Source organism: Hydrogenophaga sp. SL48, from assembly GCF_021729865.1.
GTDB lineage: Bacteria > Pseudomonadota > Gammaproteobacteria > Burkholderiales > Burkholderiaceae_C > Hydrogenophaga.
Genome location: NZ_CP063400.1, coordinates 5,399,895 through 5,421,633, shown reverse-complemented (window position 1 = coordinate 5,421,633; position 21,739 = coordinate 5,399,895). Strand labels below are relative to the sequence as shown.

Below are 21,739 nucleotides of genomic sequence, written 5' to 3'. Positions count from 1 at the left end.
TACAGACTTCCGAGAAGCGGACGCCCAGTGTGATCGGGTTCTCGTGTTCTGGCAAAGGCCGGCATTGAGGTATTGGGCACGGTCGCGGGCTACATGCTGGCAAAGTCGTCAAGTCCAAGAAGCGCAAGCCACCTGGTTGGGATTTCAGTGAATCAGCCTTCACGCCAGGTTCAGCTTGCGCAGCTGGTGGCGGGGTGAACTCCACTGCCAAAGCGGTCCTGAGCTACGCTGCGGCGACGTTCGTCTTTTGGGCCGCGGTCGCCACCAGCATCTGCCGCGCGACGGCACCGGCCAGTCGCAGCTTGTCGAACGCGTCGGGGACAGTGTTCGAGCCGCCAGTCAGCCGCATGCACAGCACCTTGCCAATCACGCCGCCCATGCTACGCCCAGTGTGGTCATGAAGGTCTCGCTGGTGGCGGCGGTGGGAAAGACCATGTCGCCCATCAACACGCTGTTGGAACAAGAGACGCTGGGCGGCCCGGGGTCGACCTTGAATTGGCCCCAGGCCACGTTTAGCTCTTCGGCGATGAGCGCCGCCTGGACCAAATACACCCCTTGGCCCTTGTCAGCGCGCGGCCTGATCAAATTGCGGCCACCGATATGGAGACCGGCGTTTCGCGGCGTTACTGCCCCGGTCCGCAGACCATAGTGGAAGAGCACCTTTTCGTGCCCGACGGTTCAAGCCCGGGCTGGCTGGTCGGCACCGCGCACGACCTGGCGCAGAAGAACACGTTGCTGTCCTGCTTCGCCGCTGACGACCTGCACGACGGCCCGTTGGCGCAGGCCACCCTGCCGCATTCGCTGCCGCTGGGCCTGCACGGTGCGTTTGTGGCGGCTTGAAGATCCTGACCGCCGTCAGCGCAGCGCGGCGAGCCAAAGGGGCGCCCGTGTTTCCTCATCTGTAACGCGCGAAGCCGATTCTGTCGTGCCCATCACCGGCATCAAGCTGATGAAGCATCCTTGTGGCGATGTGCGCTGCCAGCGCTCGCTGATCGTCGAGCATCTGTTCTCCAGCACCGACGACGAGTTGCGCGCCGAAAAACAGCAGTTGCGTCCTTTGCGCCGCCAGCCGACCCTGCAGACCGTCGGCCAGCATCCATTCCGCTAGGGGTCGCGCGTTTGTGGGCGCCTTGGTGGCCGAGAGCTGATCGGCGTGGAGCACGCTCATGACGTTGACAATCGCACCCCCGCCGTTGGCCGCAAGCACTGGCGCGACCGCATCGATCAGCTTCAGGGTGCGGCCCACGGTCGGCCCTTGCGGATGCAGCGCCGGCTGGTCCGAGCCTTCGTGTGGAGATGCGATACTGTGCTCGGCCACTAGGCAATTGACGAGCAGGGTGACGTCGGTCAGGTCTCGCGCGAGCGTTGCGGCACGCGCCTGCTTGCCGATGTCCACGAACAAGGGGACCGAGCGGGACAACGAAATTTCGCAGCTTTCCAAAGGTGCGTCTGCGTAGACCTTGGCCACACCCCTTGCGAACAGTCCCCGCACGACCGCTGCGCCCAAGGCACTGTCGGCTCCGAAGACCAGTGCGACGGCTCCCTCAAGCTTCATGCCAGCCTCATCCCGGAGGCCACGGCCTCTGGCGCTGCGCTGTCACGCCGCACGCGGAACCAGGCGGAATAGAGGGCCGGCACGAAGACCAGCGTCAGCGCCGTGGCCACCACCAGCCCGCCCATGATCGAGATCGCCATCGGCCCCCAGAACACGCTGCGCGTGAGCGGGATCATGGCCAGCACCGCCGCGGCGGCCGTCAGCACGACCGGGCGCGAGCGCCGCACCGTGGCATCGACGATGGCCGTCCACGGCGCCACGCCGCGGGCGATGTCCTGGTCGATCTGGTCGACCAGAATGATCGAGTTGCGCATGATCATCCCGCCCAGCGCGATCACGCCCAGCAGCGCGACGAAGCCGAACGGCGCCTGGAAGATCAGGAGCGCAGGCACGACGCCGATGATCGCCAGCGGCCCGGTCATGAACACCATGGCGAGGCGCGAGAAGCTCTGCAGCTGGATCATCAGCAGCGTCAGCATCACGGCGAACATGGCCGGGAACACCGCGAACAGAGCAGCGTTGGCCTTGTCGCTTTCCTCGATGGCGCCACCTTCTTCAATGCGGTAGCCGGCGGGCAGGCTGTCCACGATCGGCTGGAGCGAGGGTCGGATCTGCTCCGTGGCATAGGGCCCCTGCACACCGTCCGCGAGGTCGCTGCGCACGGTGAGCGCCATGTCGCGGTTGCGCCGCCACAGCACCGGCTCCTCATAGCTCGGCTCGATGCGGGTGATCTGCGACAGCGGAATGGACACACCACTGCGTGAGAAGACCTGCAAATCGCCGATCTGCCCGATGCTTTTGCGCTCTTCGGGCGTGGCCCGCACGACCACGTCGATCAGTTCTTCGCCGCGCCGGATCTGCGTGACCGGCGCACCGTCCAGCGTGGTCTGCACCAGGCCCTGGATGTCGGCGCTGGTGAGCCCGAGCTGGCGGGCCTTGTCCTGGTCGACCTGCACCTGGACCGAGCGCACCTGCTCGTTCCAGTCCAACTGCGTGTCGCGCACCAGCGGGCTCTGGCGCACAACGTCGCGCACCCGGTAGGCGATGTCGCGCACCACGGCCTTGTCCGGCCCGACAACGCGGAACTGCACAGGGAAGCCCACGGGCGGGCCGAACTCCAGCCGCGTGACCCGCGCCTTGACGTCGGGCAGCGCTTCGTCCTGGTCGAACAGCGCCATCAGGCGGGTACGCACCCGCTCGCGCTGCTCGATGCCCGCCGTCTTGACCACAAACTGCGCGAAACCGGGGTTGGGCAGTTCGGGCTGGATCGACAGGTAGAAGATCGGCGTGCCGGCTCCGGTGTAGGCGGTGAAGAACTCGACCTCCGGGTCCTGCTTCAGGACCGCCTCCAGGCGCTTCACCTGCTGCTCGGTGGCCGCGAACGAGGCGCCTTCGCGCAGGCGCAGCTCGACCAGCAGTTCCGGGCGCGCCGCAGTCGGGAAGAACTGCTGCTGCACCTTCGTCATGCCGGCACCGGCGGCGCCCAGCAGCGCCACCGTCAGCGCCAGCACCACGAAGCGGCGCTGAACCGCCCAGTCGACCACGCGGCGCAGCCGGTGGTAGACCGGGCGGTCGTAGACATCGTGGTGTGCGCCGTGGCCCAGGGTCTTGGGCAACAGCTTCACGCCCAGGTAGGGCGTGAAGACCACGGCCACCAGCCACGACAGGATGAGGGCCACGCCCACCACCCAGAAGATGCCGCCGGCGTACTGGCCGGCGATGGACTTGGCGAAGCCCACCGGCATGAAGCCCGCGGCGGTGACCAGCGTGCCGGTCAGCATCGGGAACGCGGTCGAGGTGTAGGCGTAGGTGGCGGCCTGCAGGCGGTCCACGCCTTGTTCCAGCTTCACCACCATCATCTCCACCGCGATGATCGCGTCGTCGACCAGCAGGCCGAGCGCAATGATCAGCGCACCCAGAGAGATGCGGTCCAGGTTCCAGCCGGCGGCGTACATCACGGCCGCGACCAGGCCCAGCACCAGCGGCACCGACGCCGCCACCACGATGCCGGTGCGCCAGCCCAGGAACAGGAACGAGACCGCCAGCACGATGGCCAGCGCTTCGAGGAAGGCGCGCTCGAACTCCCAGATCGAATCGGCCACCACGCGCGGCTGGTCGGCGTACTGCTCGATCTCCACGCCGGCCGGCAGCTCCTGGCGGATCTGCGCCATGCGCGCGTCCATGGCCTGGCCGAACTCGGTGACGTTGCCGTTGGCTTTCATCGACACGCCGATGGCGAGCACAGGCACGCCGTTGTGGCGGATGGTCAGGCTGGGCGGGTCTTCGTAGCCGCTGTGCACGCTGGCCACGTCGCCCAGTCGCAGCAACTGACCGCCCACGTCCAGCGCCACGCCGGAGACATCCTGCACACCGTTGAAGCGGCCGTCCACGCGCACCTGCACCCGGTCATGCGGGGTGTCGGCGGAGCCGGCCGGCGTCACCAGGTTCTGGCGCGCCAGCGCGTCGAACACGGCCGAAGGCGGGATGCCCAGCGCCGCCAGCCGCTGCGTGGACACCTCCACGTAGACGCGCTCGGCCTGCTTGCCCAGCACGTCGACCTTGCCGGCACCCGGCACGCCCTGCAGGCGGCGCTTCACGTCTTCTGTGACCGTCAGCAGCTCGGCCATCGAGAGCTCGGGCGCGCTCAGCGCATACAGCACGCTGTAGCGGTCGCTGTACTCGTCGTTGAAGAACGGGCCGCGCACGCCTTCGGGAAGCTCCTGGCGCACGTCGCCGATCTTCTTGCGCACCTGGTACCAGGCCTCGTCGAGCTCGGCCTTGCTGCTGCCGCCCTTCATCCACAGCGTGATGCCGCCGTAGCCCTGGCGCGCGAAGCTGCGCACGTAGTCGAACTGGTCCAACTCCTGCAGCTTGCGCTCGATGCGGTTGAGCACCTGGTCCTGCACGTCCTGTGCGGTGGCGCCGGGCCACACCACGATGGCCGTCATCTGCGGCACCTCGAAGGTCGGATCTTCCAGGCGCCCGAGGCGGCTGAACGAAAACAGACCAACGACCAGCGTCAGGATGATGAGGAACAGCACCATGGGCTGGTGCGTGACCGCCCATTCGGAGAGATTGAAGCGTTTCATGAGCGGCTCTTGGGGGTCTCGGTCGTGGCGGCTTCGGTGGACCGCTCGATGGCTCGCACGGGAATGCCGGCGTCCAGCTTCTGGGCGCCGACGCTGACCACGCGGCTGCCCTCGGTCAGGCCAGTGACCCGCACCGTGGAGTCGTCGATGGCGACCACCTGGACCGGTGTGAACACCAGTCCGGACCCTTGTGCGTTCAGGGTCCAGACGCCCTCGGGGCCGCTGCCCTTGACCAGCGCGCTGACCGGCAGCTGGACGGAGGCTGGCCCAGCCTGGGGCGCAGCCAGCGTCAGCTGCACCGTGCTGCCCAGTGGTAGCGCCGACACCTGTGCGCGCGATTCGGGCGTGGCCGAGTAGCGCGCACGGTAGGTTCGGCCTTGGGCGCTGGCCTGCGGTGACAGTTCTCGCAGCACGAGCCGCAGCGAGGTCTTCGTGTCGGTCCAAGGAGCGGCAGTGGCCGTGAGCTTGCGAGCGCGGCCCACCCAGTCTTCGGGCAGGTCGACCACCACTTCCCTGTCGCCATCGCGCGCCAACGAGAGCACCGGTTGGCCCTCGGGCACCACCTGGCCCCGTTCAAAGCGGATCGCGGTGACGACGCCGGCATAAGGCGCCACCAGTGCGGCATAGCCCTCGCGGTTGCGCGCCAGCTCCAGCTGTCGACTGGCCTGGTCCAGCCGTGCTGCGGCGGCGTCGGCGCGGGCCTTCTGGCGTTCATGGTCGGCGGCACCCACCGAGCCGTCGGCCAGGAGGCGACCGAATCGAGCCTCGTCGGACGCCGCCTGCTGGGCATCGACCGTGGCCGCCTGCACCTGGTCGGCGGCGGCCTGGACGGCCAGCCGGTAATCGGCCGGGTCCAGCCGCGCCAGCACCTGGCCGGCCTTCACGGCGTCGCCGATCTCGACGAGCCGCTCGACCACCTTGCCGCCGGTGCGAAAGGCCAGGTCGCTTTCGATGCGTGCGCGGACGGTCGACGTGAAGCTGCGGGTCTGGACCGCGGGGGCCGGTTGGACGGTGGTCACGAAAACCGGCCGGACGGCTGCCGGGGGCACCGGCGGTTCGCTGCAACCGGCGAGCCACAGGCTCGCGGTGGCCAGGCTGGAGAGCGAGAGGGTGGTGAGGATGCGATTCACTGGGGAGTCCTTGCGGCAATGGGTGTTCGGGTGGCATCGGCCTGGGCCAGGGAGAAGCCCCCGCCCAGGGCCTTGAAAAGCTGCACGTCGGCCAGAGCCTGCTGCAGGCGGCTGTCCGACAGGGCAAGTTCGCTGGCCAGCACGGAGCGCTGCACGTCCAGCAGCACGAGCAGGTCGATCTGTCCTTCGCGCTGCAGCGACTCAGCGCGCTGCAGCGAGCGGCGACGGTGTTCGACGGTGAGCGCGAGCGCGGCGTGGCGCTCGGCTTCCTGCGAGCGCACGAGCAGGCTGTTCTCGACCTCCTGCACCGCCACCAGCACCGACTTCTGCCAGGCCAGCAAGGCCTCGTCGGCCCGCGCCGACTGCGCCTGGATGCCGGCATCGATGCGCCCGGCGTTGAAGATCGGCGCCGCCAGGGCCAGCGCCACGTTGGAGAAGTGCACCGGCGCCAGGTCCAGCGCGTTCAGCCGCAGGTCCTGTCGACCCACCAGTGCACTCAGGAACAGCTTGGGCCACCACTGCGCGCGGGCTTCGGCGCTGCGCAGTGCTTCGGCGGCAACGCGGGCCTCTGCGGCGGCGAGATCGGGCCGGCGCCTCAGCAGTTCGCTGGGCTGGCCCGTAGCGATGGCCCGCGCCTTCGGCCATGCAAAGGCGCTGTCCGCGCCGACCACAGGGGTCGACGGGTTGCGGCCCAGCAGCACCGCCAGCGCCGTGTGCGTGGTGCCGACCAGCATGCGCAGCGCAGGCAGCTGGGCGTCCAGCGCATCCGCCTCGGCGCGCGCCCGGTCCAGATCGAAGGCGCTCGCCTGGCCTTCACGCCAGCGGCTCTCCACCCGAACCGCGGTCTGGCGCTGGGCGGCTACCAGGGCCTGCACGATGCGCAGCCGCTCCTCGGCGCTGCGCAGCACGAAGTACTGCCGAGCCACCTCGCTGGCCACCAGCAGGCGGGCCCCGTGGACGCCCGCAACCGCGGCAGACGCATCGGCCTGCGCCGCATCCCGCGCTGCCCGCACGCCACCGGCCAGGTCAATCTCCCAGGCGAGGTCCAGCCCCGCGCGCAGCGCACGCGTGTCGGGCATGCCCTGCTTGACCGGTTCAGGAGCCCCGCTCTGGCTGCGCGATGCGGCAGCTTGCAGGCTCAGCGTGGGCCACAGCCGAGAAGCCTGCGCTTCGGCGCCTGCGCGCGCCTGCCCGACGCGCTGCAAAGCGATGGTCACGTCGTGGTTGGCGGACAAGGCCTCGTTCACGAGCCGCGTCAGCGTGGCGTCGCCGAAGCCGTCCCACCATCGATCGTTGAGATCGGATGGGACTGAAGCGGCAAGCTGTTCGTTCGAATAGCTAACCGCTAGCGGCACTGACGGGGAGAGCGCCTGAGGCGCTGGTGTGGAACATCCGGTCAGGATCAACACCGACAAAGCGGCCACCGCAGTAGGTGTCAGAGGAGAGGTTTTCATTTGGTGTACTCCGTGGTCCATTAATTGTACGTAAAATTCATGGACTTGCAAGTACATAAAATAAGGCCAATGGCGAAGAGGAGACACCGCATGCAGGCAGTCAAGCAAGGTGCTGGAAACGAGCAGCGAACAGGTACGCGGTGACGGATGCGAACTGGGCCTTGCAGTCGCAGAACTTCCTCAAGGGCAAAGCGCCTGAAGCCCGTGAGGCTTCATACCCATCTGCGTACTCTCCCCTTGTAGGCCTCGTACTCAGCGCCAAAAAGAGAAGTCAACACCCGTTCCTCCGGAATGATCTGGAACCGGGTGATGTAGAGCACGAACAAGACCACCCATGAGAGAGAAAACGGATTCGCCAGAAACACTGCCCATGCCAACAGGGCCAGCAAGAGCCCGACATACATGGGGTTGCGCGTGTACCGGTAAACGCCTTGGACGACCAACGAGGACGCCTGGCTTGCCTTGACCGGGTTCACAGTGGTCTTGGCGCGCCGAAATGCAAGCATTCCGGCGATGGCGATACCTTGTCCAATGCACACCAACAGGACGGCCCAGAGCACACGGGCCATCAGGGGTATCTGCACAAGGCCCGCGTAGGCTGGCGTCAGCCACATGAGAAGCGCCAGGACCAGCGCCACAATGGGGGGAGGAACCTTCAGTTCAAGCGCGCTCATATCACTACACGATGAGATCTAGCACCCGGCGGTGAACACTTGTGATTTCAGGCCAGTCCGAATGTCTTGCGCAGGCCCTTCTCAACCGGTCCTGCCGGCATGAAACGGCGCAGCTTGGCCAGGAGAGACGCTTCGCCCTTGGGCGTATGGCGCATCTGCCAGGGGCCCAATGCCGCGTTGACCATCGTCGTCACGACACCTTCGGGCGAGGGCGCCTTCTGCACATTGTTCTGGACGGCTTTGGTGACGATGGCAAGCTCTTTGCTGTAGTCGGGGATTCGAGCAGCAGTCTGGGGTGCGTTGAGATCGAGGTTGGTTTTGGTGAAAGAGGGCTCAACCAGCGATACGCGGATGCCGAATTGGCGCACTTCATGGTCCAGGGACTCGGACAGCCCTTCCACCGCGTACTTGGAGGCCGAATACAGCGCCATGTACGGCGAACATAGAAAGCCCACCACCGAGCTGACATTGACGATGCGACCGGATCGCTGCTTGCGCATGTGTGGCAGCACGGCCTTCGTCGTGCGCAAGACGCCGAAGAGGTTGGTGTCGAACAGTGTCTGGGCTTCGGCAATCGACGTTTCCTCCGTCGCGCCCAGCAAGGTCACGCCCGCGCTGTTGACCAGTACGTCGATGCGCTGGGCTTGCGCAATGATGTTCTGGATGCCACGATCAATGGAAGCTTCGTCACGAACATCCATTTCAATAAGCGTCACACCGGGTATGGCTTGCGCCTTGGCCGGGTTGCGCACGGTGCCGAAGACCCGGCAGCCCTTTTCAGCGAGCCGGATGGCGGCGGCGCGCCCGATGCCTGACGACACGCCTGTGACAACGACAACTTTTGAGTTTGACATGGCAGTTCCTTTGTTTGAAAGATGGGGAGTGAGGGAGATCAGTTGTGTAAGGAGGCACGCCTGAACGGATTGCGTGCCGTGACGATCCACGCCGCGCCGTTGATCAACACCGACCGCTGTCCGGGAAGGTCAGCGAACGCGGCACGTGTCGCAGCCGAGGCGCGGGCGCGGATGTCGTCGGGCAGATCAGAGAGTGCGCGCGACAGCGGGCCGACCTCGAGCGCCATCCTCACTGCGTCGTCGATCGCAGCGTCTCGCGTCTTTCCTGTGCCGAACGGTACGGAAGCATCGAAGGGCTCGATGGTGATATCGGTAAAGCCGGCTGCCGCCAGGATGTGCGACACCCGTCCGTGGTCGCCAAACGAAAATGGGCCGGGCGCTTCAGGTTCGCGCGCCGCGCTCTGCCGGACAAGGCCCTTGAGCGCACTCATCGGCAGCCGCATCCAATCGTTCTCGTCCGCTCCGCGCCAGCAGACGAACGCGACCCGCCCGCCTGGCTTGAGGGCGCGTCGCATATGTGCGAACGCCCCCGTTGGATCGTCGAAGAACATCACTCCGAAGCGCGAGAACAGGATGTCGAACACGCCCTCGGGCAGATCAGCGCTGCTGGCGTCGGCCACCTCGAACAGCACCGACGTTTCCTGTGGCGCAAGCTCGCGCGCTCGGCCGATCAATGGTTCAGATATGTCCACGCCCAGCACTTGTCCCCCTGGGCCCACGCGGGCGGCCAGTGCCAGACTCGACGCGCCAGCGCCGCAGCCGACGTCCAGCACGCGCTCACCCGTCGCTGGCGCGGCGGCTTCGATCGCGGCCTCGCCGAACACCGACGCCACGGCGTCGAGCCGGGTCTGGTTTGCGACCCAGAGCTGCCCGCTCTGATCATCCCAGTCGGCGTTCTGATTGGCATTTTTCGCTGTCAAGTCATATCCTTGCTTTGATTCGCTCTGAACCTGCTGGCGTTTGATGGAGGCAATGGGAAGCCGAGGCGCAGCCAAAACGACGATGCAATCGGGGACGGGATCTGCGCTATCAAGCCAGCATCGATTGCTGGGCAAAGATGCCCGCCATCGCGCCCTGCCATGTTGACTGCGTGACCGAGGGCAGGAAGGGCGTGGCCAGGTCGCCAGCGGCGTAAATGCCAGGAATGCTGGTTTGGCGGCGCTCGTCGACCTTGAGGACAATGCCGGTGGGCGTATCCACCGTGGCGAGGCCCAGCGATTCATGCAGGCTTGCGGACGGCTTGTTGCGCGGCTGGGCGAACAGGATGTCGACCGCGACATGGCGGCCGGTATCGAGATTGACGGTTTCGATATGGCCGGTGTGATGCGCGATCTCGACGATTCGGCCGTCCACAACGGGTATCTTGCGGAGCGCCAGATCGGCCTGGAGTTCGGGCGCAATGTCATGACCATCGGCGAAGACAGTCAACTTGTCGGTCCAATCGCGGAACAGCCGGACGGACTGGTGCGACTGCGGCCCGGACCAGACGACGCCCCAATGCTGCCCGGCGACTTCAAAGCCATCGCAGTAGGGGCATGGCACGATGGACGTGCCCCAGCTATCTGCGAAGCCCGGAACATTGGGCATCTGGTCGACGACGCCATAGCTCAGGATCAGGCGACGCGCCTTGAGGGTTTCGCCATCGCTGGTGAAGACGGAGAAGTCGTCAATGGCACCCGAGATGTTGTCTGCCCGGGTGGCGACCAACCTAATCGCGGGATAGCGCGCCAGCTGCTGGCGCGCCGCGGCCAAAATGTCCTGTGGTGGCTTGTGATCGTGGCCAAGCACGCCATGCGAGTGACCGGCGAAGCGATTGCGCGGCAGGCCGGTATCGAGAACCGTGACCTTGCGACCGGCACGGCCGAGCTGCAGGGCAGCGGCGAGGCCGGCAAAGCTGCCGCCGATGATGATGACGTCATTCATGGTGATGGGCTCCGTTTTGGTTGATTACTGGACTAACAAGTACAACAATGTACGATCCATATAATGAACTGTCAAGTCCATTAAATAAACCCATGCACACTCCCTCAGTCCCCCCCCCCAAAAAAGCCCCAACGCGGACGGCCGCGCGATCCCGAGCGCGTCCGGCGCATCCTGGAGGCCGCGCAAAAGCACTTCAACGCGCATGGCCTGGAGCGTGCCAGCGTGGATGCCATTGCCGCTGATGCCGGTGTGTCCAAGATGACCGTGTACAGCAACTTCGGCTCCAAGGAGGGGCTGTTCCAGGCGGTCGTGCACGACAGGACGGCGACGACGGTGACCGGCGTCCCCGGTGTCGAGGCACTGGACCCCGACCAGCCGGAGAAGGTGCTTCTAGCGATTGGGGCCCGGTTTCTCGACTTGACGCGCGGCGACGACGCCCTGGGCACGATGCGCTCTGTGTATGGCGTCGCAGGGTCGCAGCCGGAGGTCTGCCGTGCGTTCTACAAGGACGGCCCCGAGCGCTTTAACGCAGAGCTGGCGTCCTACCTGCGCCGGGCCCACTCGGCAGGCACGCTGAAGGTGCGGAACCCGATTCAGGCAGCGGACCTGTTCCTGTCGATGTTTCTGGGTGCGGCGCACTTTCGCGGCCTGCTGATGCTGGAGAAGCCGGATGAACGGGAAAACAAAGCCCTACTGCGCGAGGCCGTACGGGTCTTCTTGGCAGCCTACGGCGCATAGACTGCGCAACGCGGGCCGCGGGCCGCGGCCCGCGGTCTCGAGCGCGCGCCCCGGCGTGGACACCATCACGGCGAATTGCTTCCCAATCTGCGAGGAGCCCATGAGAAAAGGCCGACTCACAGACGAGCAGATGATTGCGGTACTGCGAGAGGCAGACCGGACCTCGGTAGCTGAGGCGGCCAAGAAGGCGCCAGACCGAGCGCACATCGGCCAGGATGTCTTGCTTGAGTTCGGCGCAGTGCTGTGGCGCAAACGGGTCTTGTGATTGGCTTGCGTCATGGCGCCCAGCCTATCGACTGGTTGAGCGCGCGGTGGTCGCTAGGACTGACCCACTGCAGCCGCTACAGACTGGCCTATCGCCGGTCAGAACCCGCTCGAGTTAAGGGTTGTAGGACGCCCTCCCGTGCTGGCGAGCCGACGACACACGCTGACCACCAGGGTGGGCGTCGTACAAGCCTCTAGGGAGGAAACCGAGGGGAGCACCAATCTGGGCGTACCAGCTGGCAGCTATGGGGATTTGACGGAGTTCCGCGTTCTGGTCGGTGGCAATTGCGCCGCCTGATCCAGGCTCGAAGGCTTCACTGGGGTGTGCAGCACGGGCTCAGATGAACAGTTGCAGCAGTTCTCGCAGGGGCAACACCGTCGATTTCTAGATCGGGCGCAGCTGTCCCCGACGAGCTGCGGTGAGCCCGCTCCAGACACCAACAAGGCCACGCATGCCAACGCGGTCATGGTGGTCCTCGCTGGTGAGGTGTGCAAATGGACTGCCCGCGTGCGAACGTCTCGACGATGATCATCGCCGCGCCGCAGTGAACGCACACGAAGTTCGGGCGGACCGGCTCCGCAACACCACACAGGATCCTCTCGATCTGCCCGCCAGGTGCCTCAGGCACAAGCAGCTGGCGAGCCCGCTCAATGCACTCTCGCCGATGGTTGTTGGCCAGCAGCCCGTAGTGCCGGATCCGGTGGAACCCGCCTGGTAGCACGTGCAGCAGGAAGCGGCGCATGAACTCCTCGGGCGAGAGCGTCATCGTCTTGTGGCGTGTTTTGCCTTGGCCTCGGCCCTTGTCTCGGTAGTCTTTCCAGCGGAACGTCACCCCGCGCTCGTCGTGCGCCACCAGGCGCGAGTTGGAGATCGCCACCCGGTGCGTGTAGCGCGAGAGGTAGGCCAGTACTGCCGGAGGCCCCGCAAACGGCTTCTTGGCATAAACCACCCATTCACACCGTCGCAGCGGCGCGAGCCATTGAGCAAAGGCCTTCGGATCTGCCAGCGCGGTGTGTTGCGAGAAGAACTGCAACGTACCTGCGCGGTGCTCCTGTTCCAGTGCTTCCAGGAAGAGCCGCCTGAACAGGCGCGAGAGCACGCGCACCGGCAGGAAGAAGCCCGGTCGGCAAGCCACCCAACGCTGGCCGTCCAGCGAGAGCCCGCCGCCGGGCACGATGCCGTGCACGTGCGGGTGGTGCGTGAGTGCCGAACCCCAGGTGTGCAACACCAGGGTGGAACCGATCTGCGCGCCCAGGTGCCGGGGGTCGGCGGCGATGGTGCGCAGCGTCTGGGCCGCCACCTCAAACAGCAGGCCGTAGACGACGGCCTTATTCCAGTACGCGATCTCGCTGATGGGGGCGGGCAGCGTGAAGACCACATGGAAGTAGTCCACGGGCAGCAGGTCTGCCTGGCGCTCATCCAACCAGCGCTGTGCAGCACTGGCCTGGCACTTGGGGCAGTGCCGGTTGCGGCACGAGTTGTAGGCGATCTGCAGGCGCTGGCAGTCTTCACAGCGCAGCACATGTCCCCCCAGTGCCGCGCTGCGGCACTGCTCGATGGCTGTCATGACCTGAAGCTGACCCAGGCTCAGGTGGGAGCGCTGGGCTTGCCGCCAGGCCGGCCCGTGGGTGCGGAAGATGTCCGCCACCTCCAGGGCAGCGGTGCCCATGGTGGGCCTACGCGGTGCTCAGCTGCTTCAGCGGGCTGACCACCTCACGCAGGACGTCGGTGGCTACCTGCGCGTACATGGCCGTCGTCTCCAGCTTCTTGTGCCCGAGCAGGACCTGGATCACCCGGATGTCCACCTTTTGCTCCAACAGATGGGTGGCAAAGCTGTGGCGCAGGGTATGCATGGACACGCGTTTGTCGATGTTCGCGGCGTCAGCCGCCATGTGAATGGCGCGGTTGAGCTGGCGGGTGGTCAGAGGTTCGATCGGGTTCAAGCCTGGGAACAGCCAGCCACCATCGAGCATCTTGCCTTGCGCTCGGGCTACACGCCACCAGACCCGAAGGCGCTCCAGCAAGATTGGCGAGAGCATGGCGTAGCGGTCTTTGCTGCCCTTGCCCTGTTCCACGCGCAGCGTCATGCGTTGACTGTCGATATCGCTGACCTTCAGAGACACGACTTCGCTGGCACGCAGACCTGTGCCGTAGGCCAGGGACAGTGCGGTCTGGTGCTTGAGGTTTCCAGTTGCGGCAATCAGGCGAGCCACTTCCTCGCGGCTGAGCACCACCGGCAAAGTGTGGGGCAGATGAACGGGCTGCATCTTGGCCGTCAACTCCGAGCGATCCAGGGTGATCTCGCAGAAGAACTTCAGCCCGGTGATCGTGGCGTTGAGGGTCGTGGGTGAGGTACCTTCGTCAACTAGGTGAAGCTGGAAGTTGCGCAGGTCCTCCACGGTGGCGGTATCCGGCGGCCGGTGCAGATAGGCGGAGAACCGGCGCACGGCACGGATGTAGGCAGTCTGGGTCTTCGGTGCAAGCCTGCGCATCCGCATGTCTTCGAGCATGCGCTGGCGCAACGGCGAAACCGTCGGATGGGGTGCGTTCATGATGGTGCTCCTGTCGTGAACGAGGCCAATTGCCTCGGCTCACAACATCGGCACGTGTGCCCACGCCGTCAACCAACCATCCAGGCTCGGAGACTACCGCGCGAGCGGTTTAGTCCCAAGGCTGATCAGAGTCATTCACGGTTCAATGCCTGAGCGGCTGCAATCCCCAACACCAGTCGTTGAACGCTGCCTGCCCTGAATGGCTGCTTCACCCTCGGAACCGGCAACTCGACTGAGAGGCTCGCCGCGTATCGGCTGGATCTATCGCCCTCGCGGTGGTCGACTACTTCAGTTAATTGAGTGGGGGTACCCTTGAACCCGGACTTCTACTTTTGATTGGTACGTCCAGAGTGAGCAGGTCAGAATCTGGATCTCTTCGTGTGGGGGCTCCGTTGCTGGGAATTCTCTACTTCCGGATGTTTCAGGTTCTCAAAGGACTTGAAATGAACATAGGCCATGATCTTGGCCCGAAGCAGCAGGGCAATGAACATGAATCCATACAACTTGGCAAGATTCGACTTCGTCTCTGTCCGCCTGGCGGTGCTCTGTGCCCAGAGCGGCAGTCTGACCGCCGCGGCACGCGACTGCAACCTGGTGCTGCCGGCGGCCAGCCGCCGCATCCGCGATCTGGAGGCCAGCATCGGCGAACCGCTGTTCGAGCGCCACTCCCGCGGACTTCACCCGACGCCGGCGGGCCGGGCGTTTCTGAAGCACGGGCTGGTGCTGCTGCAGGAGATGGACCTGCTGATGGAAGACCTGTCCGATCTGCGCAAGGGCGTGGTGCGGCACATCCGCCTGACGTCCAGCACGGCGGCCATCAACCAGTTTCTGCCGCCGCTGCTGGCGCGGTACGCCCAGGTCAACCCCGATGTCCAGGTCGATCTGGATGAGCAGGTTTCGGAAATCGTGGTCTCCAGTCTGCGCGACGGGCGAACCGATGTGGGCGCCTATGTGGAAGGTCCGGACGACCAGGGCCTGGACGCGCGCAACTTCCGCCAGGACCAGCTGGTGCTCATCATTCCGCCCGGCCACAGGCTGGCGGGGCGCTCGCCCATTGCGTTTGCGGACACCCTAGACGAGCCGTGGATCAGCCTGACGGCGGGGGCGGCACTGCTGATCAAGCAGCAACAGGCCGCCCTCGCTTGCGGGCGTCCGTTCAAGCTGCGCATGCAGGTACGCAGTTTCGACGCGGTCGGCCACATGGTGGCCTCGGGCCTGGGCATCGCGGCTTTGCCCAAGGGCGCGGCGCTACCTGTGATCAAGGCGATGAAGCTGGCCTGGCGGCCCTTGAGCGACGACTGGTCGCACCGCCAGCTCAAGATCGCTATCCGGTCGGACGCCGATCCTGCGATCCGCGCCATCCGGGATTTCCTGTGTGACCCTAAGCAAAACGCTAAGGCTTCCCTCGCCAAGTTCAAATAGACCGTGTGAGACATCGGCCGGACACTGCCGGCCATGGACACACACCAAGAACACACCGAGACAAAGCGCCCTTCACGGCCCGGTCCGCTGTCGGGTCTGAAGGTACTGGAACTGGGCCAGCTGATCGCGGGTCCGTTCGCCGGCAAGACACTGGCCGACTTCGGCGCCGACGTGATCAAGATCGAGGCGCCGGGCGCGGGCGACCCGCTGCGCAAATGGCGCCTGCTCAAGGACGGCACCTCCGTCTGGTGGCAGGTGCAGTCGCGCAGCAAGCGCTCGCTGGCGCTGGACCTGCGCACCCCGGAAGGGCAGGACATCGTCCGGCGCCTGGCGGCGGAGTCGGATGTGCTGATTGAGAACTTCCGACCCGGTGCCATGGAAGGCTGGGGCCTGGGCCCGGACGAGCTTCAGGCGATCAACCCGCGCCTGATCGTGCTGCGCATCAGCGGTTACGGGCAGACCGGGCCCTACCGCAACCGCCCCGGCTTCGGCGTCGTGGCCGAGGCCATGGGCGGCCTGCGCCACCTGACGGCGGAGCCCGGCCGTGTGCCGGTGCGCGTGGGCATCAGCCTGGGCGACACGCTGGCTGCGTTGCACGGCGTCATCGGCATCCTGCTGGCCCTGCAGCACCGCCACACCACGGGTGAAGGCCAGGTGATTGATGTGGCGCTGTACGAAGCGGTCTTCAACTGCATGGAAAGCCTGCTGCCCGAATACAGCGCGTTCGGCGTTGTGCGCGGGCCTGCTGGATCGGCGCTGCCGGGCATCGCCCCCACCAACGCCTACCTGTGTCGCGATGGTGGCTACGCGCTGATCGCCGGCAACGGCGACAGCATCTTCCGCCGACTGATGGCGCTGATCGGTCGTGAGGACCTGGCCAACGACCCGGCGCTGGCCGACAACGCCGGCCGTGTGGCCCGGGTCGCCGAACTGGACCAGGTCATCGGCGGGTGGACGAAGGACCGCACGGTGGACGAGGTGATGGCCGCGCTGGATGCCGCCTCGGTGCCCGCCGGTCGCATCTACACGGTGGAGGACATCGCCAAAGACCCCCACTACCAGGCCCGGGGCATGCTGGAGAAGGTGCGCATGGACGACGGCACCGAACTGGCTGTGCCTGGTGTTGTGCCCAAGCTGTCGCGCTCGCCGGGCGCGCGTGACCGGGTGGCACCGCGCCTGGGGCAGGACACGGTGTCGGTGCTCAACGACATCGGCCTGAGTCCCGAACAGATTCGCCAACTCATCGACCGCGGCATTGTGGAGACACGCTGACATGCAACGCATTTACTTCAACGATGTCGTCACCCGCGACGGCTTCCAGATCGAACCCGAATTCGTGCCCACCGACAGCAAGGTGGCGCTGGTCGATGCCCTCAGCCTGTGCGGCTACGCGAAGGTCGAGGTCACGTCCTTCACCTCCGCCAAGTCGATTCCGATGCTGCGCGACGCCGAAGAGGTGATGGGGCGCATCCAGCGGGTGCCGGGCGTCGAGTACACCGTGCTGGTGCCCAACGTGCGGGGCGCCGAGCGTGCCCTGGAATCGAAGGCGGACGAGTTCAACCTCGTGATGTCGACCTCGGAGACGCACAACCTGGCCAACCTGCGCATGCCGCGGGAGCGCAGTTTCGCCGCGCTCAAGGAGGTCATTGCGCTGGCCGATGGCCGGGTGCCGATCAACGTGTCGCTGTCGGCCTGCTTCGGTTGTCCGATGGAGGGCGTGGTGCCGGCCGACGTGGTCATCGCCTGGTCCGATCGCTTCGCCGAACTGGGCGTTCGGGGCCTGACCATCTGCGACACCACCGGCATGGCCCATCCGTCGCAGGTGGCTCGGCTGTGCGAGACGCTGCGCGCGCGCTTCCCCGGCCTGCAGCTGACCCTGCATTTCCACAACACCCGCGGCATGGGGCTGGCCAATGTGCTGGCGGCCGCCCAGCAGGGCATTGACCGCTTCGACGGATCGCTGGGTGGCCTGGGCGGCTGCCCGTACGCCCCGGGCGCCAGCGGCAACATCTGCAGCGAAGACGCGATCCACATGCTGCAGGCCGAGGGCTATGAGACCGGCATCGACCTGACCCGCCTGCTGTCGGTTGCCCGGCAATTGCCAGAGATCGTGGGCCACGAGGTGCCTGGCCAGGTGGCCAAGGCCGGCCGCATCCTGGACCTGCACCCCGAACCCGATTTCGTTGCCGACATCAGGAGCAAGTTCGCATGATTCACCACCTCGACCACCTGGTCCTCACCACCGCCCGCCGCGAGGCCTGCGTCGACTTCTACACCCGCGTGCTGGGCATGCAGCTGGAGACCTTCGTCGGCGGCACACCCCCTGTGGAACGCCAGGCCTTCAAGTTCGGACACCAGAAGATCAACCTGCATGTGCAAGGCGCGGAGTTCGAGCCCAAGGCCCATCTGCCGGTCCCGGGTGCGCTGGACCTGTGCTTCATCGCCAGCGTGCCGCTGGAACAGGTCGTCGAGCGGCTCAACGCAGCGCCGTGGCCGATCGTCGAAGGGCCCGTGATGCGTACCGGCGCGACCCAGAAGATCCGCTCCGTCTACGTGCGCGACCCGGACCTGAACCTCATCGAGATCTCGGAGCTGGCCTGACACGGCCGCCCGGCCCCTGAGGAACGACGGCATGAGCACACGACCCTTTCTCGCGTTCGCCTGCGCGCACATGACGGATGAGCGCCTCTACGCCCACCAGATCGAGGCGTTGAGCGCGACCCACGACTGCCAAGTGTTCGTCTTCCGCGAGCAGACCTCGATGGCGGCCATGGCGCAACACCTGCTGGCCCACACCCCCGAACGCTTCACGCTCATCGGGCTGTCGCTGGGCGGGTACATGGCGTTCGAGCTAATCCGACAGGCTCTGCACCGGCTGGAGCGCCTCGTGCTCATCGACACCACCGCGGTGGCCGACCACCCGGCCCGCCGGGACGGCCGGCTGCGCGACATCGCCACCGTCCAGCAAGGTGGTATCGAGGCACTCATTCCCGTGCTGCCATCGCGCTGGCTTTTGCCGGCACACACACAAGACGCCGCGCTGGTGGAGCTGATGGGCAGCATGGCCCGCAGCGTCGGTGCCCGGGGTCAGTACCAACAGCAGACCGCGATGCTGACCCGCCCGGACTCCCACCAGGACCTCAAACGGGTCGACGTTCCCACGCTGCTGATCTGCGGCCGGCAGGACCCGGTGACACCCCTGGCCGACCACGAAGCCATGGCGGCGTGCGTCCCCGGTTCCCGACTGGTCGTGATCGAGGACTGCGGTCACTTGTCGACCATCGAACAACCGGTGGCCGTGACACAAGCGCTGGGCCACTGGCTCGACAGCACCCGAAACCCTTCCTGAGTTCCCCCAACCACCACCCACCGGAGACAAAAAAATGAAACGACGCAACCTTACCCTCTTGGGCGCTTCGGCCCTGTTGTGTGCCATGACAGGCGCCACCTATGCACAAGGCAAGTTCCCGGACAAGCCGATCACACTGGTGGTGCCCAGCGCGCCGGGCGGCACGACCGACTTCACCGCCCGCCTAGTGGCCGATCAGCTGTCCACGGCGCTGGGTCAGCCGGTGATCGTGGAGAACAAGGCCGGTGGCGCCGGCAACATTGGCAACCAGGCCGTGGCCCGCGCCAAGCCCGATGGCTACACCTTGCTCGTCGCCTACAGCGGCTACCAGGTCGGCAACCCGCACCTGTTCAAGAAGGCCGGCTGGGACCCGATCAAGGATTTCGAGCCGGTGGCCATGATGACCAGGGCGCCACAGGTGGTGGTGATCAAGACGGCGCTGCCTTTCAAGAGCATGCAGGAGCTGATCACTTTCGCAAAGGCCAACCCGGGCAAGCTGAACTACGCCTCGTCGGGCAACGGCTCCATCCAGCACATCGCGGCCGAAATGCTCCAGCAGCAAACCGGGACAGAGATGACCCATGTGCCCTACAAGGGCGCCGCTCCGGCGGTGCAGGACCTGCTGGGCGGCAATGTGGACATGTTCATCACCACGCCGGCATCGGTGGTAAGCCAGATCAAGGCGGGCAAGATGAAACCCCTCGCGGTGACCAGCGACAAGCGCTTGCCCTCCCTGCCAGATGTGCCCACGGTGGCGGAAGCCGGCCTGCCGCAGTTCAAGCTGGATTCCTGGTTTGCGCTGTACGCGCCTGCGGGTACCCCGGCCGATGTGGTGCAGACCCTGAACCAGGCCGTGAGTAAGATCCTTCAGCAGCCGGATGTCAAAAAGAAGGCCGAGGATTCGGGCACGACCACCGAGGTCATGACGCCCGTCCAGCTGGGTGCCTACACGAAGAAGGAACTGGAGTTCTGGGGCCAGGTGATCAAAAAGGCCGCCATCACGCTGGACTGACCTTCGAACCAGACCCACACCCCATGAACATCGTATTTCTTGACCGGGAAACCATTTCGCCACAGACGGTGCTGCGCAGTCCCGGGTTTGCGCACCAGCTGACGATCCACGGCAGAACGCAGCCCGAGGATGTCGGGCCGCGCATCGCCGAGGCCGACATCGTGGTCGTCAACAAGGTGAAGCTGACGCAGGACATGCTGCGGCAGGCGCCCCGCCTGAAGCTGGTGGCGGTGGCAGCCACGGGCACGGACAACGTGGACCTCAAGGCCTGCGCCGCCCGTGGCATTGCGGTGAGCAACATCCGCAACTACGCGGTCCACACCGTGCCCGAGCACACCTTTGCGCTCATCTTCGCCCTGCGCCGCAGCATCTGTGCCTACCGCGACTCGGTCAAGGCGGGCCGCTGGCAGGCGTCGGGGCAGTTCTGCTATTTCGACCACCCCATCCGCGACCTGGCAGGGTCCACGCTCGGAGTGATCGGCGATGGCGTGCTGGGGCAGTCCGTGGCCGAGATGGGCAAAGCGCTGGGCATGCGGGTGCTGTTTTCAGGGTTCAAGGGTCACAAGCCCATGGGTACCCTGTACACACTGTTCGACGATGTGTTGGAACGGTCGGACATCATCACCTTGCACTGCCCGCTCAACGACGAAACGCGGGACATGATCGGTGCGCCCGAGTTTGCGAAGATGCGGCGCAAGCCCCTGCTCATCAACACGGCGCGGGGTGGGCTGGTCGACGAGTCTGCGGTCGGGCCAGCGCTGACTGCTGGGCAGATTTCAGGCGCAGGGTTTGACGTGGTCAGCGTCGAGCCGCCGCCGCCCGACCACCCGTTCATGGCCTTGAACCAGCGCCCGGACTTCATCCTCACACCGCATGTGGCATGGGCGAGCGACGAAGGCATCCAGGGCCTGGCCGACCAGCTCATCGACAACATCGAAGCGTTCGTGAGCGGGCAGCCGAAGCATCTGGTGGCGGCATAACCCGGTCTCGCCATGCACTACGACTGCCACCTGGAGGTCTGCAGTCTCACGAATCCCGACCGTGTGGACCAGCACCTCAGGCGCTGGAAGCCTTCCGGGGTGGTGTTTGTACAGAAAGGCGCCGATCCGAGATCCAGGAACGAATGGATGTCGCGCCTGGGTCTCGGCCAGGGAGCCTGCGGCGTGGCACTGATCAACGGCCACGACCTGTCCCTGGGTTTTGACCACCTGCAGGCGCACGGCACCTGTGGTGCCCTGGTCCGGTTGACGGCGTCCGACACGCGTGCTCGCGCTCAAGACGAGGTACAGCGTTTGCACGATGTTTTGCCTCGCACCTGGCACATCGAACTGGACATGCCCTGGGACCTGGTGGGCAGGCTTGCCCCGTTCTTGGCCCGGCTGGATCGCAGGTTTTGCCTCGCACCTGCGAGGTCCCGCCCCGACGCCCACGAACCGTCGGCGCCCACCATTCTGTGGTGGTTCGACATGGGCAATGTTTACCTCAAGCTGACCGGCTCCCAGTCAGACGACGGCTTCCACCCCATGAACCGGCTGGTGTGTCGCCATACCCCGGACAGGGTGGTGTTGGGCAGTGGCCAGCCCCAGGCGGAAGCGGGCTGCTGGTGGTCCGATGAGGCGTTCGTTTCCCCGGGTCAGGCCGACGACAACGCGCGGCGGCTCTACCCGTTCCATCGCAGCTTCCCGTTGCATTGAGCAGTCCCCCTTCAACGCTGTGTTCACC

22 protein-coding genes are annotated in these 21,739 nt (G+C 65.8%); 10 read left to right on the top strand and 12 right to left on the bottom strand.

Annotation, left to right across the window (positions count from 1 at the left end; all coding sequences use genetic code 11):
• Positions 1-223: 223 nt before the first annotated feature.
• Together IM738_RS25870 and IM738_RS25865 are read right to left on the bottom strand one after the other, a co-directional pair.
• On the bottom strand, positions 224-379 hold the full coding sequence (locus tag IM738_RS25870; RefSeq protein WP_236963855.1) for a hypothetical protein: 156 nt from the start codon (positions 377-379) through the stop codon (positions 224-226).
• Positions 367-510, bottom strand: coding sequence for a hypothetical protein (locus IM738_RS25865; RefSeq protein ID WP_236963854.1), 144 nt, complete (start codon positions 508-510; stop codon positions 367-369). Before IM738_RS25865 ends, IM738_RS25870 begins: the two co-directional genes overlap by 13 nt.
• 45 nt (positions 511-555) lie before the next feature.
• On the opposite strand from IM738_RS25865, the gene IM738_RS25860 reads away from it, so the two are divergent.
• Positions 556-840, top strand: coding sequence for a carotenoid oxygenase family protein (locus IM738_RS25860; RefSeq protein WP_272907734.1), 285 nt, complete (start codon positions 556-558; stop codon positions 838-840).
• Between the two features lie 55 nt (positions 841-895).
• Here IM738_RS25860 and IM738_RS25855 read toward each other — a convergent pair whose 3' ends face one another.
• The 8 genes from IM738_RS25855 to IM738_RS25820 all read right to left on the bottom strand — a co-directional run bounded on the left by IM738_RS25855 (position 896) and on the right by IM738_RS25820 (position 10,679).
• Complete coding sequence (locus IM738_RS25855; RefSeq protein WP_236963853.1) at positions 896-1,555, bottom strand: hypothetical protein; 660 nt, start codon at positions 1,553-1,555, stop codon at positions 896-898.
• On the bottom strand, positions 1,552-4,644 hold the full coding sequence (locus tag IM738_RS25850; RefSeq protein WP_236963852.1) for an efflux RND transporter permease subunit: 3,093 nt from the start codon (positions 4,642-4,644) through the stop codon (positions 1,552-1,554). The genes IM738_RS25855 and IM738_RS25850 overlap by 4 nt, the downstream gene beginning before the upstream one ends.
• Complete coding sequence (locus IM738_RS25845) at positions 4,641-5,774, bottom strand: efflux RND transporter periplasmic adaptor subunit (protein ID WP_236963851.1); 1,134 nt, start codon at positions 5,772-5,774, stop codon at positions 4,641-4,643. Before IM738_RS25845 ends, IM738_RS25850 begins: the two co-directional genes overlap by 4 nt.
• Positions 5,771-7,228 (bottom strand): efflux transporter outer membrane subunit, encoded by a 1,458-nt coding sequence (locus IM738_RS25840; protein WP_236963850.1) that lies wholly within the window; start codon positions 7,226-7,228, stop codon positions 5,771-5,773. Before IM738_RS25840 ends, IM738_RS25845 begins: the two co-directional genes overlap by 4 nt.
• A gap of 212 nt (positions 7,229-7,440) precedes the next feature.
• On the bottom strand, positions 7,441-7,902 hold the full coding sequence (locus tag IM738_RS25835; protein WP_236963849.1) for a methyltransferase family protein: 462 nt from the start codon (positions 7,900-7,902) through the stop codon (positions 7,441-7,443).
• A 47-nt stretch (positions 7,903-7,949) separates the two neighbouring features.
• A complete protein-coding gene (locus IM738_RS25830; protein ID WP_236963848.1) occupies positions 7,950-8,756 on the bottom strand; it encodes an oxidoreductase in 807 nt (268 codons plus the stop codon).
• 38 nt (positions 8,757-8,794) lie between these two features.
• Positions 8,795-9,676, bottom strand: a complete 882-nt coding sequence (locus tag IM738_RS25825) for a class I SAM-dependent methyltransferase (protein WP_236963847.1) — start codon at positions 9,674-9,676, stop codon at positions 8,795-8,797.
• Between the two features lie 109 nt (positions 9,677-9,785).
• Entirely contained in the window at positions 9,786-10,679 is an 894-nt protein-coding gene (locus IM738_RS25820; protein ID WP_236963846.1) for an NAD(P)/FAD-dependent oxidoreductase, read from the bottom strand.
• A gap of 84 nt (positions 10,680-10,763) precedes the next feature.
• Between IM738_RS25820 and IM738_RS25815 the strand changes: the two genes are divergently transcribed.
• Positions 10,764-11,417: a TetR/AcrR family transcriptional regulator gene (locus tag IM738_RS25815; RefSeq protein ID WP_272907879.1), complete on the top strand. Its 654-nt coding sequence runs from the start codon at positions 10,764-10,766 to the stop codon at positions 11,415-11,417.
• A 728-nt stretch (positions 11,418-12,145) separates the two neighbouring features.
• Here the strand turns inward: IM738_RS25815 and IM738_RS25810 are convergent.
• Positions 12,146-13,351: an IS91 family transposase gene (locus IM738_RS25810; protein ID WP_236963844.1), complete on the bottom strand. Its 1,206-nt coding sequence runs from the start codon at positions 13,349-13,351 to the stop codon at positions 12,146-12,148.
• Positions 13,352-13,358: 7 nt separating this feature from the next.
• Entirely contained in the window at positions 13,359-14,234 is an 876-nt protein-coding gene (locus IM738_RS25805; protein WP_236963843.1) for a tyrosine-type recombinase/integrase, read from the bottom strand.
• A gap of 489 nt (positions 14,235-14,723) precedes the next feature.
• Here IM738_RS25805 and IM738_RS25800 point away from each other — a divergent pair, with 489 nt between their 5' ends.
• The 8 genes from IM738_RS25800 to IM738_RS25765 all read left to right on the top strand — a co-directional run bounded on the left by IM738_RS25800 (position 14,724) and on the right by IM738_RS25765 (position 21,711).
• The gene (locus IM738_RS25800) at positions 14,724-15,656 is read left to right on the top strand and encodes a LysR substrate-binding domain-containing protein (protein WP_236963842.1); all 933 of its coding nucleotides are present in this window, start codon (positions 14,724-14,726) and stop codon (positions 15,654-15,656) included.
• A gap of 33 nt (positions 15,657-15,689) precedes the next feature.
• Positions 15,690-16,928 carry a CaiB/BaiF CoA transferase family protein gene (locus IM738_RS25795; RefSeq protein ID WP_236963841.1) on the top strand — a complete coding sequence of 413 codons (1,239 nt, stop codon included), beginning with the start codon at positions 15,690-15,692 and terminating at the stop codon, positions 16,926-16,928.
• Position 16,929: 1 nt separating this feature from the next.
• On the top strand, positions 16,930-17,868 hold the full coding sequence (locus IM738_RS25790) for a hydroxymethylglutaryl-CoA lyase (RefSeq protein WP_236963840.1): 939 nt from the start codon (positions 16,930-16,932) through the stop codon (positions 17,866-17,868).
• The gene (locus IM738_RS25785; RefSeq protein ID WP_236963839.1) at positions 17,865-18,257 is read left to right on the top strand and encodes a VOC family protein; all 393 of its coding nucleotides are present in this window, start codon (positions 17,865-17,867) and stop codon (positions 18,255-18,257) included. Before IM738_RS25790 ends, IM738_RS25785 begins: the two co-directional genes overlap by 4 nt.
• Positions 18,258-18,288: 31 nt before the next feature.
• A complete protein-coding gene (locus IM738_RS25780; RefSeq protein ID WP_236963838.1) occupies positions 18,289-19,005 on the top strand; it encodes an alpha/beta fold hydrolase in 717 nt (238 codons plus the stop codon).
• A 34-nt stretch (positions 19,006-19,039) separates the two neighbouring features.
• Positions 19,040-20,017 (top strand): Bug family tripartite tricarboxylate transporter substrate binding protein, encoded by a 978-nt coding sequence (locus tag IM738_RS25775; RefSeq protein ID WP_236963837.1) that lies wholly within the window; start codon positions 19,040-19,042, stop codon positions 20,015-20,017.
• A gap of 23 nt (positions 20,018-20,040) precedes the next feature.
• On the top strand, positions 20,041-20,997 hold the full coding sequence (locus IM738_RS25770) for a D-2-hydroxyacid dehydrogenase (RefSeq protein ID WP_236963836.1): 957 nt from the start codon (positions 20,041-20,043) through the stop codon (positions 20,995-20,997).
• A 183-nt stretch (positions 20,998-21,180) separates the two neighbouring features.
• Positions 21,181-21,711, top strand: coding sequence for a hypothetical protein (locus tag IM738_RS25765; RefSeq protein WP_236963835.1), 531 nt, complete (start codon positions 21,181-21,183; stop codon positions 21,709-21,711).
• Positions 21,712-21,739: the final 28 nt, after the last annotated feature.